This is a genomic window from Pseudoalteromonas translucida KMM 520 (assembly GCF_001465295.1).
Classification (GTDB): Bacteria; Pseudomonadota; Gammaproteobacteria; order Enterobacterales; family Alteromonadaceae; genus Pseudoalteromonas; species Pseudoalteromonas translucida.
The window spans coordinates 2,312,608-2,335,902 of the sequence record NZ_CP011034.1 but is presented as its reverse complement, the minus strand read 5'-3'; the positions used below and the strand labels follow the sequence as shown (position 1 = coordinate 2,335,902).

The following is a 23,295-nucleotide window of genomic DNA, read 5'->3' as shown; positions in this document are numbered from 1 at the left end:
GCTAGTTGCTAATTATATCAATTACATAAGCTATTAAATGATACTTAAAAAACTCACTGTTACTTTTATTGCTATTATCCTTGCAGGTTGTAGTAGTCAACCACTTGTAAAATCAAGCTCAGGGGAGCTGACACAACTCGGTAAAGCATCATTTTATGCCAATAAATACCAAGGAAGAACCACCGCAAATGGCGAACGTTTTGATCAGCAAGGGGCAACGGCAGCGCATCTTAAGCTGGCCTTTGGTACTAAAGTGAAAGTAACAAACCTAGCAAATAATAAGTCGGTAATAGTGAGAATTAACGACCGAGGTCCTTATATACGCGGGCGTATTATAGATTTATCGAGCAGTATGTTTAAAAAGATAGCCGACCCTAAAGTAGGCGTTATTGATGTGCAAGTTACCGTAATAGATAAAGCGAATTAAAAACGGATAGTAAGTGACGTGTAAGCAGGATCGCTAAGTAATTGCTGATGAGTGCCTTGTGCTATTACGCGGCCATCCTCTAACCAAATTATATTATCCATATGTTCAAGCAGGGCAGGATCATGGGTAATAGTAAGCACACTGGCGTTACTCATAACTTGCATAATGGCATGCATTACACTTTGTTTAGATTGATTATCTAGCCCTTCTGTTGGCTCATCAAGCACTAAAATAGCGGGGTTTTGCAATAAAGCCTGCGCAATTGCAATACGCCTTGACTGACCTTGTGATACATTTCGCCCGCCGGTTCCTAAGCGGGTATTTAACCCTGATTTTAACTCAGTAAACCATGGGCTAAGTTGTGCATGTGCCAGCGCATCTAGCATTTGCGCTTTAGTTGCATTAGGCGCTGCATAGGATAGGTTTTCTTTTAAAGTGCCATCAAAAATATGATGCTGTTGAGCCAAAATATTAATTAACTTTGCTCGGTTATCGTTGTTTAATAAATGCAAATCAACGCAGTTGCCTTGCTCACTTAAGGTAATACTGCCTTGTTGTAGTGGCCATAAACCGGTGAGTAAGTTAACTAAGGTTGTTTTACCGCTGCCGCTTCTACCAACAATGGCCACTTTTTGCTGCGGCTTTAGCTCAAAACTCACGTCATTTAATGCTGGGTGTTTATCGTAATAATAACTAATGTTTTTAAGTGTTAAAGAGGCGTTTTGCAAAGCCGAATTATTATTGATAGCTGCATCATATTGCGTATTTGCATTTGCGGCTTTATCTTCAAGCGTAAATAAACGTTCAGCAGCTTTTAACACATTAGGTAATTCAATAAACGCATTTGGCAGGAGTAACACACTCTCAAAGCTGGCGAGCACAAATAGGCTTAGCATTGCCAGCTCAACGTTAACCATGGCATTACTGTAAACCAGAGGCGCTATGGTCACAATACTTGCGATCATGGCCAGTTGTACAACTAATAAGCTTAAACCATCGGTATTAGCCAGCGCCTTGTGGCGAATAAACAGTTGCTGATTATACTGCTCGCTTAAATCATCGCACTTAGCAATTTGCTGTTCCCGAGCTTGATAAATACTCAGTTCTCTAAGGCCCGTTAAAGTATCGGAAAGCTCAGAGCGCAGCTGTGCACTTAGCTGTGTTTCTTTGTGGCTGTTTTTATTTAATTTAGCGCTAAGAAAAGCGGGTAAAACGATACCAATTAGGACAATGCCGGTAAAACAAATAAGTGCGACATCGGCGTTGTATGCCGACATAAACAGCATAATAATAGGTACACTTAATAGTGCAACTAACATAGGTAATAATACGTTTAAGTAAAACTTATCTAGCGCGTCTACATCGTTTTGTAGCCGATTAACTAAATCGGCGCTGCGGCTCATTGCTAAGTCAACATTATTGAGTTTACTGAGGGTAGAGAACACACTAACGCGAATTTCACTTAGCATTAAAAAAGTAGCATTGTGAGTTACTAAGCGTTCCCCATACCGTGATGCGGTGCGTACAATCGCTAAAAAGCGAATAGTACCCGCAGGAGTAAAGTAATTCATTTGTGTACCGGCAAGACCGGCTGCTGCCATTGAGGCTAAAAACCAGCCCGATATAGCCAGTAACCCCACATTAGCAAGTACTGTAATAGTGGCTAAAAAGGTACCCAACAACATGGCTTTGTAGTGAGGCCGGCACAGTTTTAGTAAGCGAATAAAGTTATGCATGAACTGCTCCTTGCTGGGCTGTTTGCAGTAAAGTGGCAAATTCACCAGCTTCAGCCGCTAAGCTATTAAAGCAACCTTGCTGAGCTATTTTGCCATTGTGCATTACAATAAGTTGCTCAGCATTTTTGACCGTATTGAGCCGGTGCGCAATAACGAGCACTAAATTATGTTTTGCATAATCAGCTATAGCATGTTGAATAACTTGCTCTGTTTCGCTATCAAGGTGCGCGGTAGGCTCGTCAAGTACCAATATAGGTGCTTGTTTTATAAAAGCACGGGCAAGAGCAATACGTTGCTTTTGACCACCAGAAAGCCCCTCACCTTGCTCGCCAATTAAAGTATTAAAACCATCAGGCAGTGCCTTTATAAAATCCAAAGCACCTGCTTGCTTTGCTGCATGTTCAAGCTCTTGTAGTGTTGCATTAGGCTTAGCTAATTTAATATTGGCAGCAATAGTGTCGTAAAATAACGTGGGTGATTGCGGTATCCACGCAATGCGATTTTGTAATTGCCCAATATGTGCAGTACTTAAAATTTGCTGATTAATACTTATATGCTTAATTACCTCAGGGTGAAACCCTAATAAGCAATCAAATAGAGTACTTTTACCAGAGCCACTGGCACCAACAACGGCAATTAACCCTTTATTGGGGAGAGATAAGTTTATATTTTTTATCCCTTCATCACTATTTGGGTAGGTAAAGCTAAGGTTATTAACAGTAATTGAGCTTATAGTGGCGCTAATGTTGTCAGTAGTGTGTTCACTTTGTTGCTCAGGCAATGGGGCATTTAAAATAATTAGCATGTCGGCGGCGGCACTTATACCTTGCAAGCGCGCATGATAGTGGCTGCCTAATTGACGCAGCGGCAAATAAAATTCAGGCGCTAACAGTAAAACTACAAAACCAGTGGCAAAATCAAGTGTGCCAAAAAACAATCTAAAACCAATAATAACTGCCACTAATGCCACACTAATGGTCGCTAAAAACTCCAATGCAAATGATGATAAAAAAGCAATTTTTAATACGCTAAGTGTTGCGTGTCTAAAGTCATCAGATATTTTAGCAATTTGTTTTAGCTCTATGCGAGTTGCGTTAAATAGTTTAAGTTGGGTAAGCCCTTGTACGCGATCAAAAAAGTAATTCCCTAATACCGCCAGTTGTTGCCAGCGTTGTTGATTAAGCGCTTCGGCTTTTGAGCCCACTAAAATCATAAAAAAAGGAATGAGCGGGGCAGTTAATAAAAATATTAGCCCAGCTTTGTAATCTGTCGGAAAAATAACGATTAATATAGCCAGCGGAATAAGCGCACTGTAGGCAACGCCAGGTAGGTACTTAGCATAATAATCGTGTAGCGCTTCTACACCATTGTGCAATGTATTGAGGGTAGCACCTTGGCCATGTTGCTCTACATAGCTTGGCCCAAGTAGACTGAGCTTATTAAGTAGGGTTTGGCGCATTGCCGACTTTATTTTAAGTGCAGCATAAGCGCTAAAGCGTTCACTTAGTGCTAAAAATACCGCGCGCAGTAAAATAATACCGGCCAAAGGCCATAATAAGTAAGTGATTTCAGCCAAGCTTTGCTGTTCAAAAATTACATTATGAATAGCCTGAGCAAGTAAATAAGCCCCTGCAATCATGAGTAATGCGTTAACAGTACCCAGTGCAATGCTAAGCTTTAATAGCATTGCAGCGGGTTTACTTTGACGCTTTAAAAAAGCGCGCAAAGACTGCTGTTGCGCGCGATCTGGGCGGGTGTTAGTCGTCATTTTTAGTTGTATTAGTCTCTTTTAATAAATCATGCATTACTTGCTCGTCATCAGCAATACTGTCTTTATTTTGCTGAAACTCATACCACATTACATTTATTACACCTAAGGTACAGGCTAAAAGCACACCTAAAATCCAAGCGAAATACCACATAGTTTAGTCTCCTTAGTAGCTACCGTGAGGGTTGTTTTCTATTTCTTCTACCGTAACGCGACGCCACATTTTTACGTAACACCAAGTGGTGTAAGATAAAATAATTGGCACAAAAATAACTACGGCAACAAACATAACGTTAAGCGTCATATGGCTCGACACAGCATCCCAAATAGTTAAACTAATATTTGGGTTATTGCTTGATGGCATAATAAAGGGGAACAGTGATACGCCCGCCGTCATAATAATGCCTATTAACATTAAGCTAGTTGAAGCAAGCCCTAGTGCAGGTTTATTTAATTTAGAGAACAACAATGCACTGAGTGCCATTGCAAACGCTAAAATAGGGAAGGTCATAGTCCAAGGGCGCTCACTGTAATTAGTTAGCCAAGCACCTTGCGCAGTTGTAACTACTTTTGCCAGTGGGTCTGCGTGGCTTTGTGTATCAGGCATAGATACAATTTGATAACCCGTTAAATTAGCAACCCAAAAACCAGCTGCTGCAAATAGCACAATAAATAGAATAAGTGCATAACGGCCATATTGCCCTGAGCGCTCTGCAACTAAGCTAGCAGTACGTAGTTGTAGCCACATACCTGCATGAGCAACCAACATGGTAATACTGACCAAACCAGCAAGTAGTCCAAATGGGTTAAGCAAGCCAAAAAATGAACCTTGGTAGCTCACACGCATTAGGTTATCAATATTAAACGGTACGCCTAAAAATAAGTTACCAAAGGCCACACCAAATACTAATGCAGGAATCGCGCTGCCTGCAAGCAAGCCCCAATCCCAGTTGTTGCGCCAGCGTTTTGAATCTACTTTACTGCGGTAATCAAACCCTAGTGGCCTAAAAAACAATGAAAACAGTACTAGCATCATGGCAAAGTAAAAGCCCGAGAATGCCGCAGCATAAACCATAGGCCACGCAGCAAATAATGCACCAGCTGCTGTTATAAGCCAGACTTGGTTACCATCCCAATGCGGGCCTATAGTGTTTATTACTGTACGACGTTCTGAGTCAGTTTTACCTACGAAACGTAGAAGTATGGCTACACCCATATCCATGCCGTCGGTAATTACAAAGCCAATTAGCAGTATGCCTATGATCAACCACCACAGCATTTTTAATGTTTCATAATCAAAAATCATGATTGCTCTCCTCTACCTTCAGTGGTGTTATTGGGTAGTTCAAAGTGATACTTACCGGTATGCAGTGAGCTTGGGCCTTGTTTAATAAAGCGTAGCATTAACCAACCTTCAACAATGGCTAAGCCGGTATAAAATACAATAAACCCAGTTAAGCTAATTAAAATATCGTTTACCGTTAGCGTAGAAGTTGCTAAAAAGGTTGGTAATATTTCAGAAATAGCCCAAGGCTGGCGACCATATTCAGCCACAATCCAACCAAATTCAATGGCTATCCACGGCAGTGGAATACTTAAAACAGTAGCCCATAATAGCCAACGTTTTTGCTCAATAACTCGCTGCGCGTTATAGTAAAAAGCAAGAATAAATACACCCAACATTAATACGCCACAGCCAACCATAATACGAAAAGACCAAAACATTGGGCCCACTTTAGGGAATGAGTCTTTAACTGCTTTTTGAATTTGCTCTTCAGTGGCATCTACTACATCTGGCGTATAACGCTTCAGTAATAGGCCGTAACCTAAATCGTCTTTTAGAGTGTTAAATTTAGCAACGTTTTCAGGCGTGTCATCGCCAGCGCGTAGTTTTACTAGGTATTTGTACGCAATCATACCGTTACGAATTCGCACTTCGTGTTGTTTTTCTAGGTCGTTAATACCGGTTACTTGCTCATCGAGCGAGCGCGTTGCAATAAGCCCTAATGCATACGGAATTTTTACTGCACCGTGGGTTACTTGTTTTTCTGAATCGGGGAAACCTATAAGTGTAAACGCTGCTGGAGCTTCTTCGGTATGCCATTCTGCTTCAATGGTAGCCAGTTTTACTTTTTGCACTTCGCCTACTTCATAACCCGATTCATCGCCGAGTAAAATAACACAAAAAATAGAGGCTAAACCAAAACCAGAGGCGACTGAAAACGAGCGTTTAGCAAAGGCTAAGTCGCGTCCTTTTAAAATATAATAACCACTAATACCGAGCACAAACATAGACGCAGCAACATAACCTGCAGATACTGTATGAATAAATTTAACCTGTGCTACAGGGTTAAATACCAGCTCAGCAAAGCTGGTCATTTCCATGCGCATGGTTTGGTAATTAAATTCGGCACCTACTGGGTTTTGCATCCAGCCGTTGGCAATTAAAATCCATAACGCCGACATGTTAGTACCAATTGCCATTAAAAAGGTAGCACCTAAGTGTTGGCGTTTAGAGAGTCGGTCCCAACCTAAAAAGAACATGCCAACAAAGGTCGATTCTAAAAAGAATGCCATCAAACCTTCAATAGCAAGGGGAGCACCAAAAACATCACCTACGTAATGGGAGTAATAAGACCAGTTGGTACCAAACTCAAACTCCATGGTAAGACCCGTAGCCACACCAATTGCAAAGTTAATACCAAACAATTTTCCCCAAAACTTAGTCATATCGCGATAAATTTCACGGCCGGTCATAACGTAAACCGATTCCATAATAACTAAGATCCAAGTCATACCTATGGTTAAAGGTACGAATAAGAAGTGAAAGAGGGCGGTAACAGCGAACTGCAATCGCGATAGATCCACAAAGGTTTCATCTATCATGTTTAGCTCCTAATATGTGATGTAGTTACAGCACAAAGCAATAATTTGACGGGTGCGTTGATTTTATAAGGTTTCAGTAATTACTGAAAGTTACATTAGTATTTACTTTTGACCATTTGAAGTCAACATTTATATTAGCAAAACGCAATATAAGCGGTTAGTGCTTAATCAGTATCAAAAGCATACAGTATTGGGGCTATTTTTAGCAAATTTAAGCACTTAGTTTTAAGCATTTAATCCAATACGAAAACGCGGTAAACTAGGTTCAATTAACGCCCAGAGCCTGTTAACCCATAAAGGCCAACAGGCCCTAGTTTACGTGTGAAAAAATCAAATGAATAAAGATCAAAAACAACTACGAATTGGTATTGTGGCAGGTGAATTGTCGGGCGATATTTTAGGTGAAGGCTTAATTAAAGCCCTTAAAAAAAATTTTCCCGATGCGATTTTTGAAGGTATAGCAGGCCCTAAAATGCAGGCGCAAGGCTGTAACACGCTTTACGACATGGATGAATTGTCGGTAATGGGGTTAGTTGAAGTATTAGGGCGTCTGCCGCGCTTGCTTAAAATACGTAAACAACTGGTGCAACATTTTATTGATAATCCACCCGATGTATTTATTGGCATAGATGCGCCCGATTTTAACTTGCGCGTAGAAAAGCCCCTTAAAGATGCCGGAATAAAAACAGTACAATATGTAAGCCCCTCGGTTTGGGCATGGCGAGAAAAGCGCATTCATACCATAAGTGCTGCTACTAACTTAGTGCTTGCATTATTACCGTTTGAAAAAGAATTTTACGATAAGCACCAAGTACCTTGTACATTTGTAGGCCATACATTAGCAGACGATATAGCGCTTGAGCACGACGATAGCAAAGCCCGCAAAGAGCTAGGTCTAAGCCCAGATGATAAAGTACTTGCCCTGCTACCGGGTAGTCGCGGCTCAGAAGTAGGCTTATTAAGCGAAACCTATATTAAAACAGCCGTGCAGTTACAAGCGCAAAACCCAGCACTTAAAATTGTGGTGCCATTGGTTAACGCCAAACGCAAAGCGCAGTTTACTGAAATTTTAAATGCCACTGCGCCAACGCTTAAAATTAGTTTGCTGGATGGACAATCAAAACAGGCTATGCAAGCAGCCGATGCTATTTTATTAGCGTCGGGTACTGCCACGCTTGAAGGCATGCTGTATAAAAAGCCCATGGTAGTGGGTTATAAAATTAAACCACTGAGCTATTGGATTTTTAAAAGCTTATTTACCTTTAATATAAAGTATTTTTCATTGCCGAATTTATTGGCCGATGAAGAACTCGTGCCCGAGTTTTTACAAAGCGAGTGCAATGTAGCAAATTTAACGCAAGCTCTTACGCCTATGCTAAATACCGATAACCAAGTATTAAAAGCACGCTTTTTAGCGATTCACGAAAAAATTAGGTTAAATGCCAGCGAACAAGCAGCCAACGCTGTAGCGGAGTTAATAAATGCAAATTGAACGACCAAACGTAGCCCTTATTGCCGGCGTTGACGAAGTAGGGCGTGGCCCCCTTGTTGGCGACGTAGTAACTGCTGCCGTAATTTTAGATCCCACTAAGCCTATTTTAGGATTAACAGATTCAAAAAAATTAACGGATAAAAAACGCCAAGCACTTGCCATTGAAATTCAAGAAAAAGCATTGTGTTACGCGTATGGTCGCTGCAGCCCAACAGAGATTGATGAGCTAAATATTCTGCACGCCACTATGCTTGCCATGACTCGCGCAGTAGAGGGGCTTAGCACGCAACCTGAATTTGTATTTATAGATGGCAACCGCCTACCTAAGTTAACCATGGCGGCGCAAGCAATAGTAAAAGGCGACAGCTTAGTAGCCGAAATTTCAGCCGCTTCAATTTTAGCTAAAGTAGCGCGCGATAACGAAATGGTAGAGCTAGATAAACGCCATCCAGAATATGGTTTCGCTGGGCATAAAGGCTATCCAACCAAAGCGCATTTTGCAGCGCTTGAGCAATATGGCGCAATAAAAGAACATCGTAAAAGCTTTAAACCAGTGCAACGTGTATTAGCGCAAGCCAAGGGTGAGGCGTAAATATGGCTGCTCCAGATTTTGTTCACTTAAGAGTTCACTCTGATTTTTCGATGGTTGATGGCCTTGCCAAAACCAAGCCAATTGTAGCCAAAGCACAAGAGCTACAAATGCCGGCAATTGCTATTACCGACCAAATGAACTTATGTGGCTTAGTGCGTTTTTATGAAACAGCCCACAGCACAGGTATAAAACCTATAGTGGGTGCTGACTTTTGGCTACGCAGCCCTGAGTTCGAAAACGAACCAAGTCGCATTACTATTTTAGCAAAAGACAATCAAGGTTATAAAAACCTCACTTTATTAATATCTAAAGCATATCAGCGCGGGCATGTATTTCATCGCCCGGTGATTGATCGTGATTGGCTAATAGAACTTAAAGCCGGATTAATAATACTCTCTGGTGCAAAAGACGGCGATTTAGGTAAAGCGTTATTAAAAAATAATCCGAGTGTTATTGAATCGGTTGTTAGTTTTTATAAACAGCATTTTAGTGATAACTACTACCTTGAGCTGGTGCGAACTAATCGACCGCTTGAAGAAGATTACTTGCACATGGCGGTTGAGCTTGCTGCTAAAGAGCAATTACCCGTTGTGGCCACTAACGAAGTGGTATTTTTAAAGCCAGAAAACTTTGAAGCACACGAAATTCGCGTGGCTATTTTTGATGGTTATACACTGGATGATAAACGCCGCCCTAAACGGTTTTCAGAAGAACAATACTTAAAAACGCCAGAGCAAATGGCTGAGTTATTTAGCGACATTCCAGAGGCATTACAAAACACCGTAGAAATAGCCAAACGCTGTAATGTAACGGTGCAACTTGGCACTTACTTTTTACCAGATTATCCGACCGGCTCACTTAAAATTGAAGATTTTTTAGTTAAAGTGTCACAAGACGGTCTTGAAGAGCGATTGCAGTTTTTATTTCCTGATGAGCAAGAGCGTAAAGAAAAACGCGTTGAATACGATGAGCGCCTAGATATAGAGCTTGGTGTAATTAACGAAATGGGATTTCCAGGTTATTTCTTAATCGTAATGGAATTTATTCAGTGGAGCAAAGATAACAATATTCCAGTTGGCCCTGGCCGAGGGTCAGGTGCGGGATCACTGGTAGCCTACGCGCTTAAAATTACCGACCTTGATCCACTGGAATTTGACTTACTGTTTGAGCGGTTTTTGAACCCAGAACGTATTTCAATGCCCGATTTCGACGTCGATTTTTGTATGGATAGGCGCGATGAGGTGATTGATCATGTATCGGCCTTGTATGGGCGTAACGCGGTATCGCAAATTATTACCTTTGGAACCATGGCGGCAAAAGCGGTAATACGCGATGTTGGCCGGGTATTAGGTCACCCGTACGGTTTTGTTGATCGTATTTCAAAAATGATCCCAGGCGATCCCGGGATGACACTTGCCAAGGCGTTTGATATAGAGCCACGCTTGCAAGAAGCCTACGATGGCGACAATGAAGTAAAAGATTTAATCGACATGTGTCGCATTCTCGAAGGGTGTACACGTAACGCCGGTAAGCATGCGGGTGGGGTAGTAATATCGCCCACCACAATTACCGACTTTGCTGCTCTTTATTGCGATGACGAAGGTAAATTTCCGGTTACCCAGTTTGATAAAAACGATGTTGAAACTGCCGGTTTAGTTAAGTTTGACTTTTTAGGCTTACGAACGCTGACTATATTGCAGTGGGCGCTCGACATGACCAACGAGCGCTTAGCGCGTACCGGTAAAGAGCCAGTAGATATTAATACTATTCCGCTGGATGATAAAAAGAGTATTGAGTTACTACTGCGCGCCGAAACGACCGCGGTATTTCAGCTAGAATCACGGGGCATGAAAGACTTAGTAAGGCGCTTAAAGCCCGACAGTTTTGAAGATATGATTGCTTTGGTAGCCTTGTTTCGACCTGGTCCGCTGCAATCGGGCATGGTAGATAACTTTATCGACCGAAAATTAGGCCGCGAAGAAATCTCATACCCTGATGCGCAGTATCAGCACGAAAGCTTAAAACCTATTTTAGAGCCAACCTACGGCATTATTTTGTATCAAGAACAAGTAATGCAAATAGCCCAAGTATTAGCAGGCTATACACTAGGCGGCGCCGATATGCTGCGCCGAGCTATGGGTAAGAAAAAGCCCGAAGAAATGGCAAAACAGCGTTCAACATTTGAAGATGGTGCGCGAAATAACGGCATTGACGGCGAACTAGCAATTAAAATCTTCGATCTGGTAGAAAAGTTCGCAGGTTATGGTTTTAATAAATCGCACTCCGCTGCGTATGCATTAGTGTCGTATCAAACACTGTGGATGAAAACCCATCATCCAGCAGAGTTTATGGCTGCGGTAATGTCGGCCGATATGGATAATACCGACAAAATAGTTATTTTGGTGGATGAATGTGAAAACATGAAACTCACCTTGCTCCCGCCTGATGTGAATGCTGGCGAGTTCAAATTTACTGTAAACCTGCAAGGCGAAATTGTTTACGGTATTGGTGCTATTAAAGGAGTAGGTGAAGCACCTGTAGAGGCAATTTTAGAAGCGCGCGCTAAGGGCGGACCATTTAAAGATTTATTTGATTTTTGTGCCCGAGTTGATTTAAAACGCTTAAATAAACGTGTAACCGAAAAACTTATTTATTCGGGAGCACTTGACCAGCTAGGCCCTGAAAAAACTCAATCAGGGCGCGCCACGTTATTGGCAAGCTTAAAAAGTGCCATGCGCGCCGCCGATCAGCACAATAAAGCAGAGTTATTAGGGCAAAGTGATTTATTTGGCTTATTAGCCACTGAGCCTGATGAAGTAGAGCAAGCCTTTATTAAAGCCACAGGACTCACCGATAACGAATGGCTCGATGGCGAAAAAGAAACCCTTGGTCTTTATTTAACTGGTCATCCAATAAATCAATATCGCCGCGAGCTAAAATATTATACCAGTGGTAAATTGGTCGATTTACAGCCTACTAATCGCGATGTAATATCTACAGCTGCAGGGCTTGTAATTTCGGCCAGAGTGCTAATTAATAAAAAAGGAAATAGGTGGGCATTAATAACTTTAGATGACAAGAGCGCCCGCATTGATGTACGCTTATATTCAGATGAGTTTGAAAAATACCAAGATATGCTCCAAGTTAATAATATTTTGGTGATATCTGGACAGGTCAGCTTTGATAACTTCTCTGGTGGTATTACAATGACCGCCAGAGAAATAAACACCATTGCTCAAGCGCGTGAAAAACGTATTAAAGCGATTAAAATGACGCTGAACATGGTGCAAGTCGAGGCAGGTTTCTTCGATAAATTACAAAAAGTACTCGAACCATATAAAATGGGAACGTGTCCGATCAAGGTTTATTACCAACGCCCAGATGCATTGGCGCAATTAACCCTAGGGATCGAATGGTGTGTTACGCCAAGTGACGACTTAATTCATAAGTTATCGCTAATGGCAGCGCAAGATGTAGAACTAGAATTTAACTAATTAGGTAGTTTAGAGCATGAGCCTCAATTATCTTGATTTTGAGCTTCCGATTGCAGAATTAGAAGTGAAAATTGAAGAATTACAAAATGTAAGCCGCGCTGGCGAATTAGACCTTGAATTAGAAGAGGAAGTCAGCAAGCTAAAAGAGAAAAGCGACCGATTAAAAGAGAAAATATTCTCTGAACTTGGCGCTTGGCAAGTATCACAGCTGGCACGTCATCCGTTGCGTCCTTATACTCGAGATTATATCGAGCGTATTTTTACGGAGTTTGACGAGTTTGCAGGTGATCGTACTTTTGCTAATGATCCGGCAATTTTAGGTGGTATAGCGCGTTTAGATGGCGAACCAGTAATGGTTATTGGCCAACAAAAAGGCCGTGGTACCGCTGAAAAAATTAAACGTAACTTTGGTATGCCAAAGCCTGAAGGATACCGTAAAGCATTACGCTTAATGGAAATGGCTGAGCGTTTTAAAATGCCAATTATGACCTTTATCGACACCCCTGGAGCTTATCCTGGTGTGGGTGCTGAAGAGCGTGGCCAGTCAGAAGCTATCGCCCGTAACCTTAAAGTAATGGCTTCTTTAAAAGTGCCAACTATTTGTACGGTTATTGGTGAAGGTGGATCGGGTGGTGCGTTAGCAATTGGTGTTGGCGATCGTGTTAACATGTTGCAATACAGTACTTACTCAGTAATTTCTCCTGAAGGGTGTGCGTCTATTTTATGGAAAAGCGCCGATAAAGCCCCACTTGCTGCTGAAGCTATGGGCGTAACTGCTAAGCGAGTTAAAGAGTTAGACCTAATTAACAACTTAGTAGACGAGCCATTAGGTGGCGCGCACCGTAATTATGATGCTATGGCACGTAATTTAAAAGTGCGATTAAAGCGTGACTTAGCCGACCTACAAGCACTTTCGCTTGAAGAGATGCTTGATCAGCGCTACAAACGCTTAATGTCGTTTGGTTATTGCTCTTAAATTATTTTAATAATTAGCAATAAATATTTTAAAAAGCCGCTTATGCGGTTTTTTTGTTTTAAAATGGCTAAAATCAAGTACCTAAAACTTAGTATTTTAAAATTATTGGCTAAATTATCAGGATCTCAGGTTAAATTAATGCACACATCGCTTATTTATCAACAAGTAAAACAATCATTGGGTCAATATATTGAGCAAGGTCACAGGGTGTTTACTGTGGCACTATCTGGTGGCGTTGATTCTGTGGTATTACTGCATTTAATGCATGCTTTACGAGTGCAGGATCCTGCGTTGCAAGTTTCTGCTATTTATATACACCATGGTTTGAGCCAGTATGCCGACGACTGGCAGGGCTTTTGTCAAACCCTGTGCAATGAGCTAAATGTGCCATTTCAAATGGCTAAAGTAAATATAGAGCAGCAGTCACGCACGAGCCTTGAAGCGCAAGCGCGCGATGCTCGTTACCAAGCATTAGATGAGCTAAGCCCACATGGCAGCATTATTTTACTTGGGCAGCATTTAAACGACCAAATAGAAACCTTTTTACTGCGCTTAAAACGTGGCTCGGGTTTAAAAGGTTTAGGTGCAATGCAGCGCGAGCGCACTTTAAGCAGTGGCCGATTATGTTTCAGGCCGCTATTATCGGTAAAACGCAGTGATATAGAAGCCTTTGCAGCGCAATATGCGCTTAACCATGTGACCGATGATTCTAATACCGATGAGCGTTTTGAGCGTAACTTTATACGCCAGCAAGTTGTGCCAATATTAGCAGCGCGCTTTAATGGTTTTGAGCAATGTACCGCTCGCAGTATTAGTTTACTGCAGCAGCAACACGCTTTACTCAACGAATATACTCACATTGATTTAACGCAATGCGTTAATCCTCAGCAGGCGTTAAATATAAGTGCTATTGCCAAATTTACTCCTATTAGAACAGCCAATGTAGTACGTGCGTGGCTAGAGTTGTTTACTCATGTATTACCATCGCAAAAGCAGCTGGAGCAAATAATTAATCAGGCAATTGCAGCTAAAACCGATGCACAAATGCTTATTGAGCTTAGTGATGGACAAATACGCCGCCATCAAGGGCATTTATATTTTGTTGTACCAAGCACGCAAAAATTAAACAACACACTAATTACCCGCAGTGAGCTAAAGCTTGCTGATGGTCGCTTACTAAAAAAACACAGTGGCGCAGGAATTAGAGCACCAACTGCAGGTGAGCAAGTAAGCGTGCGTTTTAATTGTAATAGTGCGCGCATTAAACCTTTAAAAAAACCAGGAAGTAATACGCTCAAACATTGGTTTAAAGACGCAAAAGTTGCTCCTTGGCTGCGTGCTAATGTGCCGTTAATTTTTTATAATGATGAACTAGTACAAGTGGTAGGTTATTTTATAAGTGCTAACCATAGTGATGAAAACGGTATTTTTTGGGAGTGTAAATAATGAGTAAGGAGCCGCATGTAGGCTTATCGTTAGTAAATAAAGCACCACAAGGTATGCTAATTACAGCGGTTATTGCTGTGCTTGCAAATTATTTTTTAACGCTTGATATAGTTACATTGGGCTGCGCTATAGCGGGTGGAATAGTGTGCGCTAGTATTTTACTGGCTTATTGGTTAGGTAAAGGTGGGCTGTTTTTTATTTTAGGAGTGAGTGTACCGCTATTGTTAGTGTTATTTACGCCACTTGCTAGCATTGCTGCATTGCTTAATTTACTCAGTGGTTTCTTTTTTGGTTTTTGCATTGCGTTGGTTATGTATAAATTTTTATCGGCAAAGTTGCTGCCTAAGTAGGTAGACTTATTAAAACTACTTAGGCAGCAATAAAAAAGCCTAGCGGGGGAAGCTAGGCTTTTTATTTACAACAATATTAACCGCTGTACTTAATATGCTTTGGCGCAATTTCGTCCCGCTGCTTTGGCTTTATATAAACCTTTATCGGCTCGCGAAAAAACATCGTTTTCGGTGTCTTGGCTACTCGCTAAAGTAAAGCCAATACTGGTAGTAACTGAGTACTGCGCCATTATTTTTGAGTTTTTAACGCGTTGCATAATGCGCTCAGCTATTACTTTATTAGTAGTAAACTCAGGATCTTCAATGAGTATTGCAAATTCATCGCCACCAAATCTAAATACAGAGTCAGTGCCTCGAATAGAGCTATTAAGTACTAAGGCAAATTCTTTAAGTACATCGTCACCCACTTTATGACCAAAATTATCGTTTACTTGCTTAAAACTGTCTAAATCAAGCAACATTAAACTAAATGGGCGCTGGTAACGGCGGCAGTTTTCAAGCTTTTGCAGTAAGGTGTCATTAAATTGACTTCTATTGCTTAGTCCCGTTAATGCATCTTTTGTGGCAAGTTTTAATACCCGGTTATACATTATCGCATTACGTAAAGGATAGAGCAGCGCACTATGAAAATATTGTAGTTTTTGTTCTATGGCAACACTCAGTGGGTATTTACTAAAGTATATTAGTTGCCCTAAATTATCATTTTCGACAATTAAATCAAAAGTATAATAAAGTGTATCAATATCGCAATCAGGCGTTTGCACTGTACCTAGCGCCGACTTGAACTGTATACCTGAAAAATTTAGCAGTTGTTTTGCAAATTTTGCATAAATAGCTAATATATCTTCGAGTATTAAACTGGTTTGTAATTTTGCAGCTAGCTCTTGCGTTGCTGCCGGTTCATTTTTACGATAATGCTCAGCCGAAAACGGCAAAAACTCTCCGCGTCCAGCAATACGTTGTGTCAATATATGCACATTTTCCATTCAATTATTCCCCCGAGTATATGATCTCATAATACTAAGCGAATTTTATGCCACATTTAAAAACTGGCCGATAAATTGGTGATTGCTATAGTTAAGCATGGCCGTTTTTATAAGTAACGAGGTAATATTTGCAAAATATTAATACTCAAATTTTTACTTTATTAGTCGCTGCTGTCTTATTTGTATGGATTTTTAAGCGCGTAGGGCTGCCTCCTATATTGGCCTATTTAGCAACAGGGGTTTTAGCGGGTAGTCACAGTGTTGGTTGGATGACGCAAACCCACGAAATGGATTTAGTAGCTGAACTAGGTATAGTATTTTTATTATTTAGTTTGGGGCTCGAGTTTTCTATTTCGCGTCTAATGGCAATGCGCAATATAGTATTTGGCTTAGGATCATTGCAGGTTGTAGTAACCAGCACAGTGCTTATTGTGATTTTATATTGCTTAAACTTTAGTTTGCTCACCAGTTTTACAATTGGCGTTATTATGATGCTGTCCTCAACTGCTGTGGTTGTTAAGCTATTAAAAGAAAACGGGGAGTTAAATAAACGCCGTGGGCAGCTCGCCATTGGGGTGCTTTTATTTCAAGACATTGCGGTTGTGCCTTTACTGATTATTTTACCTTTATTAGCCGCTACCGGGTCGCAAAGTATTAGTTGGGCGTTAGCGGTTGCGCTCACGAAAGGGGCGTTTGTTTGTTTACTACTTTGGGCTATAGGTAAATGGATTTTGCCTAAAGTATTCAATGAAATTGCGCTGGTACGTACCGACGAGCTATTTATGCTTACCACTTTGCTGGTGGCTTTATTTGCTGCCTTACTCACCTACTCATTTGGTTTATCTATGGCGCTGGGCGCTTTTTTAGCAGGCATGATGCTAGGAGAAAGCCATTACCGACATCAGCTTGAAGCCGACATTAGGCCATTTAGAGATATTTTAATGGGGTTGTTTTTTGTCACTGTCGGCATGCAGCTCAATGTAATGTATGTGCTTAATAATAGCTTACTTATTATTGGCGCATTAGTTGGCTTATTAGTATTAAAAATAGCGGTAATGGCAATCAGTGCTCAGCTAATGGGGGAGCGAAAACAAGACGCGCTCGCATGCGCATTTATGCTATGGCAAATGGGGGAGTTTGGCTTTGTACTCATAGCACTAGGCGCTCAGCATCAGTTACTAACTAATCAGCAAGTATCATTTTTAATTGCTTTAGGGGTGCTTTCTATGGCACTTACGCCTTTTTTAATTGATAAAACACCTTTTATTTTAAAGCGTATTGGCGTGCTAGATCGTGCAAGCCAAGCGTGGGAAAGTGAGCCTAAAAGCAGCACACTGTATAGTGATCATGTCATTATTTGTGGCTTTTCGCGGGTGGGGCAAACGGTTGCACGTTTTTTAAAACCAGAAGCCATTGATTATATAGCAATAGAAAGTAATCCAATTTTAGTTCAAGAAGGTAAAGCGGCTGGAGAGCCAATATTATTTGGCCATGTTAAACAAAAAGATATTTTAAAATGTGCGGGAGTAGAGCGAGCACGTTTAGTTATTATTACCTTTACCGAGTTTGAGCAAACGCAAATAGTAATAGATGCAATCAAGCAAGTTGCCCCAGAGGTAAAAATACTAATAAGAACCAAAGACGACAGTCAGCTTGAGCGTTTAAAAGAGCTGGGAGTTACCGAAGTTGTGCCAGAAACCCTTGAAGCTAGCTTAATGTTGGTTTCGCATGTTTTGTCTATGTCGGGGGTACCAATGAGCCGTATTATTCGCCGTGTTAGTACCGAAAGACATAACCGGTATCAATTATTGCAGAGTTTTTTTACCGGTGAGTACCTTGATGTAGACGAAGGCGCACATGAACGCCTTGAATACTTGCATGCGATAGCGCTACCCGATAAAGCTTTTGCGGTTAATAAAAGTATTGCGACGCTTAATTTAGCAAAACGAAAAGTGTCTATAAAAGCACTGCGCCGACAAAACAATGAAATAGACAATCCATCGGATCACACTATATTACTAGCCAACGATATTTTAATACTGCAAGGCAAACCAAGGCGCGTAGAGCGAGTAGAGCATTATTTATTTGATGGTATTGAGTAAGTTACTTAGATGATGCATGGCGAGCATGCATCAGCGCCCTAATCTAACTCTAAAAACTTACGTATTTCAGGCAGCTTTTTCATGCCATCCTCATAACCAATTTGTATTAAATGTTGGGTATAACGTTTTTCAAATAATAAGTAGCTGGTTAAACTCGATTGCGAATGTTTTTTAACCCCTATGATCCTAAGCAACACTTTAATTGCCCATGGCATATCGTCGTAGTACTGCGCAGCAATGGCATTAAAATTTTGTGATGGATTGATCACGCAGGTTTCTATGCGCTTAAGTTCTTGGTGTTTATCGCGAGCTGGCAGCAAGCCTAAGGTGCGGTTAATTCGCTCAAGCCGTTCTAAGTCAGATTGCATAGTGTCGGTAAACACGCTGTCGAGTAAATGCCCTGCAACCGAAGACAGCCCAGGGTAATGAGCTGAGTAACCCACAGGGTGTAACTCTTTAGGTTGCTCAACACCAATAATAAATATTTTTTCAGCGCCTAAATGTATTGATGGGCTTAGAGGCGATAACTGATGTATAGAGCCATCACCAAAGTAATGGTTATAAATATTTACACTAGGAAACACCATAGGAATGGCGCTCGATGCCATTAAATGCTCAACATTAATACGCGTAGCGCGGCCCTCACGTTTAGCGCGTTGCCATGGTAGGCGTGTATTAGATTGATAAAACGCCACCGAATCACCAGTAGTATAACTAGAGGCGGTAATCGAAAGCGCTTCTAAGTAATTGTGGTGTAAATTGCGTTCAATGCGATGTAAATCTAATATTTCGTTTAATAATTTACGCAGTGGCCTATTGTTTAATAAACTCGCAGGCGGGTGATTTATATGTTCTGACTGAAAACTGGTTAAAATATTGCGAGTAATATGACCAAATACACTTAAAAAATCACTTTTATACACCATAGATGTAGAAAAGTTCTTCCATACTGATTCGAGTTTTCTCACTGCTAAGTGCGCGCAGGAGGCATAGCAAGCTAGCGCCGCAGAGTTTATAGCCCCAGCAGATGTACCATTTATTACTCTAAATGGCAGAGGCGCTGTTCTAGGCATGCTGTGAGCTAATGCTTTAAGTACGCCTACTTGATAAGCAGCGCGTGCGCCACCCCCTGTTAATAGCAGGGCAACTTTGGGTTTGTTAGGATCAACTTGCTTGATTTTCATATAAGGGACTAAACTGTTCTACGTCTTTACTTTATTTATTTACTTTAAGTCTTTAAGCTAGAAGAATCAAAGGATACCTTAGCTGCTTTTAATATTATTTACTGTAAGCTATGAATTAAACTCATTTAGAATACTCTAAGTGATATTGCATTTTAATTTTAATGGAGTTCGTATGTCAGATAAACCATCAGCGTCAGATGTTCAAAAACGTCCACCTAATAACAATCTACTTTTTGCCATTATTATTTTAGTGGTACTCGTATGCGCCGCTGCATTTGTATTGCTTAAGCCAAGCAACGAGGCAGAAGTGCTTACTGAGGTTGAGCCAGCACCAGTAGAGCAGCCTATGATGGAGCTAAAGCCAGAAAATGATCCCGCTTTAGATGTACCATCAGTATTGCCAGATAAACCTCAAGATTATGAAATGCCAGCGCAACGTGATGCAGAACCAGCAGCCGTGCAATTACCACCACTTGATGAAAGTGATGCAGTTGTTGTGGCAAAAATGGATGAATACTTAAGTGATTCGGTAATGGAGCTAATGATTACCGATGATGTTATTCGCCGTGGTGTGGTGTTTGTTGATAATTTAGCAAAGGGCAAAGTTGCTACAAAACATACACCAGTAATAAAGCCAGAAGAAAAATTTAGTGTCACAGAAGGTGATATTTTAACTATTGATCCTAATAGTTATGAACGATACACCCCGTATGTGAAAATATTTACTAGTATGAGCGCCGCCCAAGCAGTGCGTTTATTTGAAGAATATAAACCGCTTATTAATAATGCCTATACTGAAATTGGTTACGGCGATGATGAGTTTACGCAAACGCTTGAAAATGCAATCGACTTATTACTCGATACACCAGAGCCAGAAGGTAACTTACCTTTGCTGCGCGACTCAGTAACCTACCAATATGCATTTGCAGAGTGGGAGCAATTACCCGCTGCACAAAAACAGCTTTTACGTATGGGCCCAGAGAACATGAAAAAAGTAAAAGCGGCACTGCGTAATATTAAAGCGCAGTTAGAGAGCAAATAGTAAGCATAAAACAGTTTAAAAGGCCGCGATTGTATATGAAGTATGCAATCGCACTTTCTTTTTCGATTATCCCTTGAATAACGTAGCAAAAGTAGAGATAATCCTTCCCGCGCCAACCAAGGCCCTCAATGGTAGTCTTATTGGTCCTCTCGCAACACTAGCAGGCGAACCTGGTCAGGCCCGGAAGGGAGCAGCCACAGTTTGTGACGTGTGTGCCGAGATGTGGCTGGTAAGACTGCCACCCAAATTCCTCATTTGGGTGTTGTTTGAAGTATAAGTTGACATATCTGTACTAAAAGATGGCATAAATTGGAAGTGTAAGGTGGCATAGTCTAGTATTTAACCAAATGGTTAAATGGTTGACTCACATGTACAGAAGAAAACTAAAATACTCCCGTGTAAAAAATCTTCATAAATTTGCTAGTCAAAAAAATAAATCTACTTGTTTAGTCGAATCCTCTTTAGAGTTTGATGCGTGTTTCCATTTTGAATTTTCACCACCAATAGCCGCATTTGAAGCACAACCTCTAGGTTACGAATATGAGTTCGATAACCGTATTTGCCGTTACACACCTGACTTTTTACTTACCCACACAGACGGCACGCAAAAATTTATAGAAGTAAAACCGCAAAGCAAAATTGCTGACGAAGACTTTCGTGCACGTTTTATTGAAAAGCAAGCCATAGCTAAGCAAGATGGACGCGACTTAATACTGGTTACTGATAAACAAATCCGTGTATACCCAACACTCAATAACTTAAAGCTTTTGCATCGCTACTCTGGTTTTCAGTCTTTAACAGAATTGCAAGCATCGGTACTAGAACTTGTTAAGCAGTACGGCTCTATCAAAGTGGGCCAGTTAATCAGATATTTAAAAGTAACTGCCGGTGAGCTACTTGCTACGGTGCTTCGCTTACTATCACTAGGGCAGTTATTTGCCGACTTAACTACAAATGAAATATCAATAGAAACAGCAATTTGGTCTAACAATGTTTAATAACGATTTGTTTGATGATGAGTTTAACCAGCCATTACCAAAAGCTGAAACCAAACTACCTCAAAATTACACTAAAGACTTACAAGCCCTTCCTGAAAAAATAAAAACAACAACATTTGCTAAGCTTAAATATATTCAATGGCTTGAGGCTAATATTCAAGGTGGTTGGACACAAAAAAATCTTGAACCTTTATTAAAATTAATGCCTGATGTTGAGGGTGAAAAAAAGCCAAGTTGGAGAACAGCCGCACGATGGTATAGCGCTTACACCAATGCGGATAAAAATATTATGGCGCTAATACCAAGCCACCAAAAAAAGGGTAATAGGGAGCGCGATACAACCACTGATAAGTTTTTTGAAAAAGCACTTGAGCGTTACTTAGTAAAAGAAAAACCATCAGTGGCTTCGGCTTACAAGTTCTATAAAGACTTAGTTATTATCGAAAACGACAGTGTTGTTGACAGTGTTTTAAAGCCTTTAACATACAAAGCGTTTAAAAACAGAATAGATAACTTACCGCAATACGAAGTAATGATTGCTCGTTATGGTAAGCGCCTTGCTGATATTGCTTATAATAAGGTTGAAGGGCATAAACGGCCTATCCGAGTACTTGAAAAAGTTGAAATTGACCATACGCCACTTGATCTTATTTTATTAGATGATGAGCTACATATTCCACTAGGTAGGCCTACACTCACCATGTTGGTAGATGTGTATAGCCATTGTATTGTTGGCTATTACTTTAGCTTCAGTGAGCCTAGCTATGATGCAGTAAGGCGAGCAATGCTAAATGCGATGAAACCTAAAAGTGAAGTGGCAAAACTATACCCTGATACGATTAATGAGTGGAAGTGTGCTGGCAAAATTGAAACACTCGTTGTTGATAATGGCGCTGAATTTTGGAGCAACAGCCTTGAACTTGCTTGTGAAGAAATAGGCATTAATACTCAATATAACCCAGTCGCAAAGCCTTGGTTAAAACCATTTGTAGAACGTATGTTTGGAACAATAAATACTGAGTTATTAGATCCTGTTCCCGGTAAAACCTTTTCTAACATTTTACAAAAGCATGAATACAATCCAAAAAAAGATGCAATCATGCGCTTTACGACCTTTATGCAGTTATTTCATAAATGGGTAGTAGACGTTTATCATCAAGATGCCGACAGTCGCTTTAAGTACATACCGAGTCAACTGTGGGATCAAGGTTTTAATACGTTACCACCAACAATGCTAAGTGATGCTGATCTTCAACAACTAGATGTTGTGCTCAGTATTTCAAATCATCGGGTACTTCGTAAAGGTGGGATACGGCTAGAAAACTTAAGCTACGACAGTACTGAACTGGCCAATTATAGAAAGCAATTTAGCCATAAAGTATCTCAAGAAGTTTTAATTAAATTAAATCCCGATGATATTTCTTATATATATGTTTACCTTGATAAGCTAGAGCATTACATAAAAGTGCCATGCATAGATCCAAACGGTTACACCCAAAATTTAAGTTTGAATCAGCATAAAATAAATATACGCATCCACCGCGACTTTATTTCGGGCTCTATCGATAATGTAGGCTTAGCAAAAGCGCGCATGTTTATTCATAACAAAATTCAAAACGAGTTTGAAGAGTTAAAAAATGCGCCAAAACACTCAAAAGTAAAGGGTGGTAAAGCGTTAGCTAAACATCAAAATATCAGTAGTGACTCACAAAAGTCAATAACGCATAGCAAACCCGTAGAGGCCAAAAAGGTTACACCTAAAGAGCAACCAACTGATAGCTGGGATGATTTTATCTCAGACTTAGATGGATTTTAA

Annotated in this window: 18 protein-coding genes and 1 other RNA gene; 12 read left to right on the top strand and 7 right to left on the bottom strand. The window is 40.6% G+C overall.

Annotation, left to right across the window (positions count from 1 at the left end; translation table 11 throughout):
• Nucleotides 1-37 precede the first annotated feature (37 nt).
• On the top strand, nt 38-427 hold the full coding sequence (locus PTRA_RS10845; RefSeq protein WP_058373786.1) for a septal ring lytic transglycosylase RlpA family protein: 390 nt from the start codon (nt 38-40) through the stop codon (nt 425-427).
• Here the strand turns inward: PTRA_RS10845 and cydC are convergent.
• From cydC to PTRA_RS10820, 5 genes are read right to left on the bottom strand one after another with little or no spacing between them, the layout of a single operon-like run.
• Complete coding sequence (cydC, locus tag PTRA_RS10840; protein WP_058373785.1) at nt 424-2,163, bottom strand: thiol reductant ABC exporter subunit CydC; 1,740 nt, start codon at nt 2,161-2,163, stop codon at nt 424-426. The genes PTRA_RS10845 and cydC overlap by 4 nt on opposite strands.
• Nucleotides 2,156-3,931 (bottom strand): thiol reductant ABC exporter subunit CydD, encoded by a 1,776-nt coding sequence (gene cydD, locus PTRA_RS10835; protein WP_058373784.1) that lies wholly within the window; start codon nt 3,929-3,931, stop codon nt 2,156-2,158. Before cydD ends, cydC begins: the two co-directional genes overlap by 8 nt.
• Entirely contained in the window at nt 3,921-4,085 is a 165-nt protein-coding gene (gene cydX / locus PTRA_RS10830) for a cytochrome bd-I oxidase subunit CydX (RefSeq protein ID WP_011328678.1), read from the bottom strand. The genes cydD and cydX overlap by 11 nt, the downstream gene beginning before the upstream one ends.
• A gap of 12 nt (nt 4,086-4,097) precedes the next feature.
• Nucleotides 4,098-5,237, bottom strand: a complete 1,140-nt coding sequence (cydB, locus tag PTRA_RS10825; RefSeq protein WP_058373783.1) for a cytochrome d ubiquinol oxidase subunit II — start codon at nt 5,235-5,237, stop codon at nt 4,098-4,100.
• Entirely contained in the window at nt 5,234-6,817 is a 1,584-nt protein-coding gene (locus PTRA_RS10820) for a cytochrome ubiquinol oxidase subunit I (RefSeq protein WP_058373782.1), read from the bottom strand. The genes cydB and PTRA_RS10820 overlap by 4 nt, the downstream gene beginning before the upstream one ends.
• 334 nt (nt 6,818-7,151) lie before the next feature.
• On the opposite strand from PTRA_RS10820, the gene lpxB reads away from it, so the two are divergent.
• From lpxB to PTRA_RS10790, 6 genes are all read left to right on the top strand, one after another.
• Nucleotides 7,152-8,309 (top strand): lipid-A-disaccharide synthase, encoded by a 1,158-nt coding sequence (gene lpxB, locus PTRA_RS10815; protein WP_058373781.1) that lies wholly within the window; start codon nt 7,152-7,154, stop codon nt 8,307-8,309.
• On the top strand, nt 8,299-8,901 hold the full coding sequence (gene rnhB, locus PTRA_RS10810) for a ribonuclease HII (protein WP_058373780.1): 603 nt from the start codon (nt 8,299-8,301) through the stop codon (nt 8,899-8,901). The genes lpxB and rnhB overlap by 11 nt, the downstream gene beginning before the upstream one ends.
• 2 nt (nt 8,902-8,903) lie before the next feature.
• Nucleotides 8,904-12,395: a DNA polymerase III subunit alpha gene (gene dnaE / locus PTRA_RS10805; protein ID WP_058373779.1), complete on the top strand. Its 3,492-nt coding sequence runs from the start codon at nt 8,904-8,906 to the stop codon at nt 12,393-12,395.
• Between the two features lie 16 nt (nt 12,396-12,411).
• The gene (gene accA, locus PTRA_RS10800; RefSeq protein ID WP_011328672.1) at nt 12,412-13,371 is read left to right on the top strand and encodes an acetyl-CoA carboxylase carboxyl transferase subunit alpha; all 960 of its coding nucleotides are present in this window, start codon (nt 12,412-12,414) and stop codon (nt 13,369-13,371) included.
• Nucleotides 13,372-13,509: 138 nt separating this feature from the next.
• Nucleotides 13,510-14,817, top strand: coding sequence for a tRNA lysidine(34) synthetase TilS (tilS, locus tag PTRA_RS10795; protein WP_058374588.1), 1,308 nt, complete (start codon nt 13,510-13,512; stop codon nt 14,815-14,817).
• A complete protein-coding gene (locus PTRA_RS10790; RefSeq protein ID WP_011328670.1) occupies nt 14,817-15,167 on the top strand; it encodes a hypothetical protein in 351 nt (116 codons plus the stop codon). The genes tilS and PTRA_RS10790 overlap by 1 nt, the downstream gene beginning before the upstream one ends.
• 89 nt (nt 15,168-15,256) lie before the next feature.
• On the opposite strand, the gene PTRA_RS10785 is transcribed toward PTRA_RS10790, so the two are convergent.
• Nucleotides 15,257-16,153, bottom strand: a complete 897-nt coding sequence (locus tag PTRA_RS10785; protein ID WP_058373778.1) for a GGDEF domain-containing protein — start codon at nt 16,151-16,153, stop codon at nt 15,257-15,259.
• Between the two features lie 128 nt (nt 16,154-16,281).
• Here PTRA_RS10785 and PTRA_RS10780 point away from each other — a divergent pair, with 128 nt between their 5' ends.
• Entirely contained in the window at nt 16,282-18,255 is a 1,974-nt protein-coding gene (locus PTRA_RS10780; protein WP_058373777.1) for a monovalent cation:proton antiporter family protein, read from the top strand.
• Nucleotides 18,256-18,293: 38 nt separating this feature from the next.
• On the opposite strand, the gene PTRA_RS10775 is transcribed toward PTRA_RS10780, so the two are convergent.
• Nucleotides 18,294-19,439: a patatin-like phospholipase family protein gene (locus PTRA_RS10775; RefSeq protein WP_011328667.1), complete on the bottom strand. Its 1,146-nt coding sequence runs from the start codon at nt 19,437-19,439 to the stop codon at nt 18,294-18,296.
• A 172-nt stretch (nt 19,440-19,611) separates the two neighbouring features.
• Between PTRA_RS10775 and PTRA_RS10770 the strand changes: the two genes are divergently transcribed.
• The 4 genes from PTRA_RS10770 to PTRA_RS10755 all read left to right on the top strand — a co-directional run bounded on the left by PTRA_RS10770 (nt 19,612) and on the right by PTRA_RS10755 (nt 23,295).
• Entirely contained in the window at nt 19,612-20,481 is an 870-nt protein-coding gene (locus tag PTRA_RS10770; RefSeq protein WP_058373776.1) for a DUF3014 domain-containing protein, read from the top strand.
• A 138-nt stretch (nt 20,482-20,619) separates the two neighbouring features.
• Nucleotides 20,620-20,716, top strand: an RNA gene (gene ffs / locus PTRA_RS18820) — signal recognition particle sRNA small type.
• A gap of 133 nt (nt 20,717-20,849) precedes the next feature.
• The gene (locus tag PTRA_RS10760; RefSeq protein WP_058373774.1) at nt 20,850-21,479 is read left to right on the top strand and encodes a TnsA endonuclease N-terminal domain-containing protein; all 630 of its coding nucleotides are present in this window, start codon (nt 20,850-20,852) and stop codon (nt 21,477-21,479) included.
• Nucleotides 21,472-23,295, top strand: a complete 1,824-nt coding sequence (locus PTRA_RS10755; protein ID WP_058373773.1) for a Mu transposase C-terminal domain-containing protein — start codon at nt 21,472-21,474, stop codon at nt 23,293-23,295. Before PTRA_RS10760 ends, PTRA_RS10755 begins: the two co-directional genes overlap by 8 nt.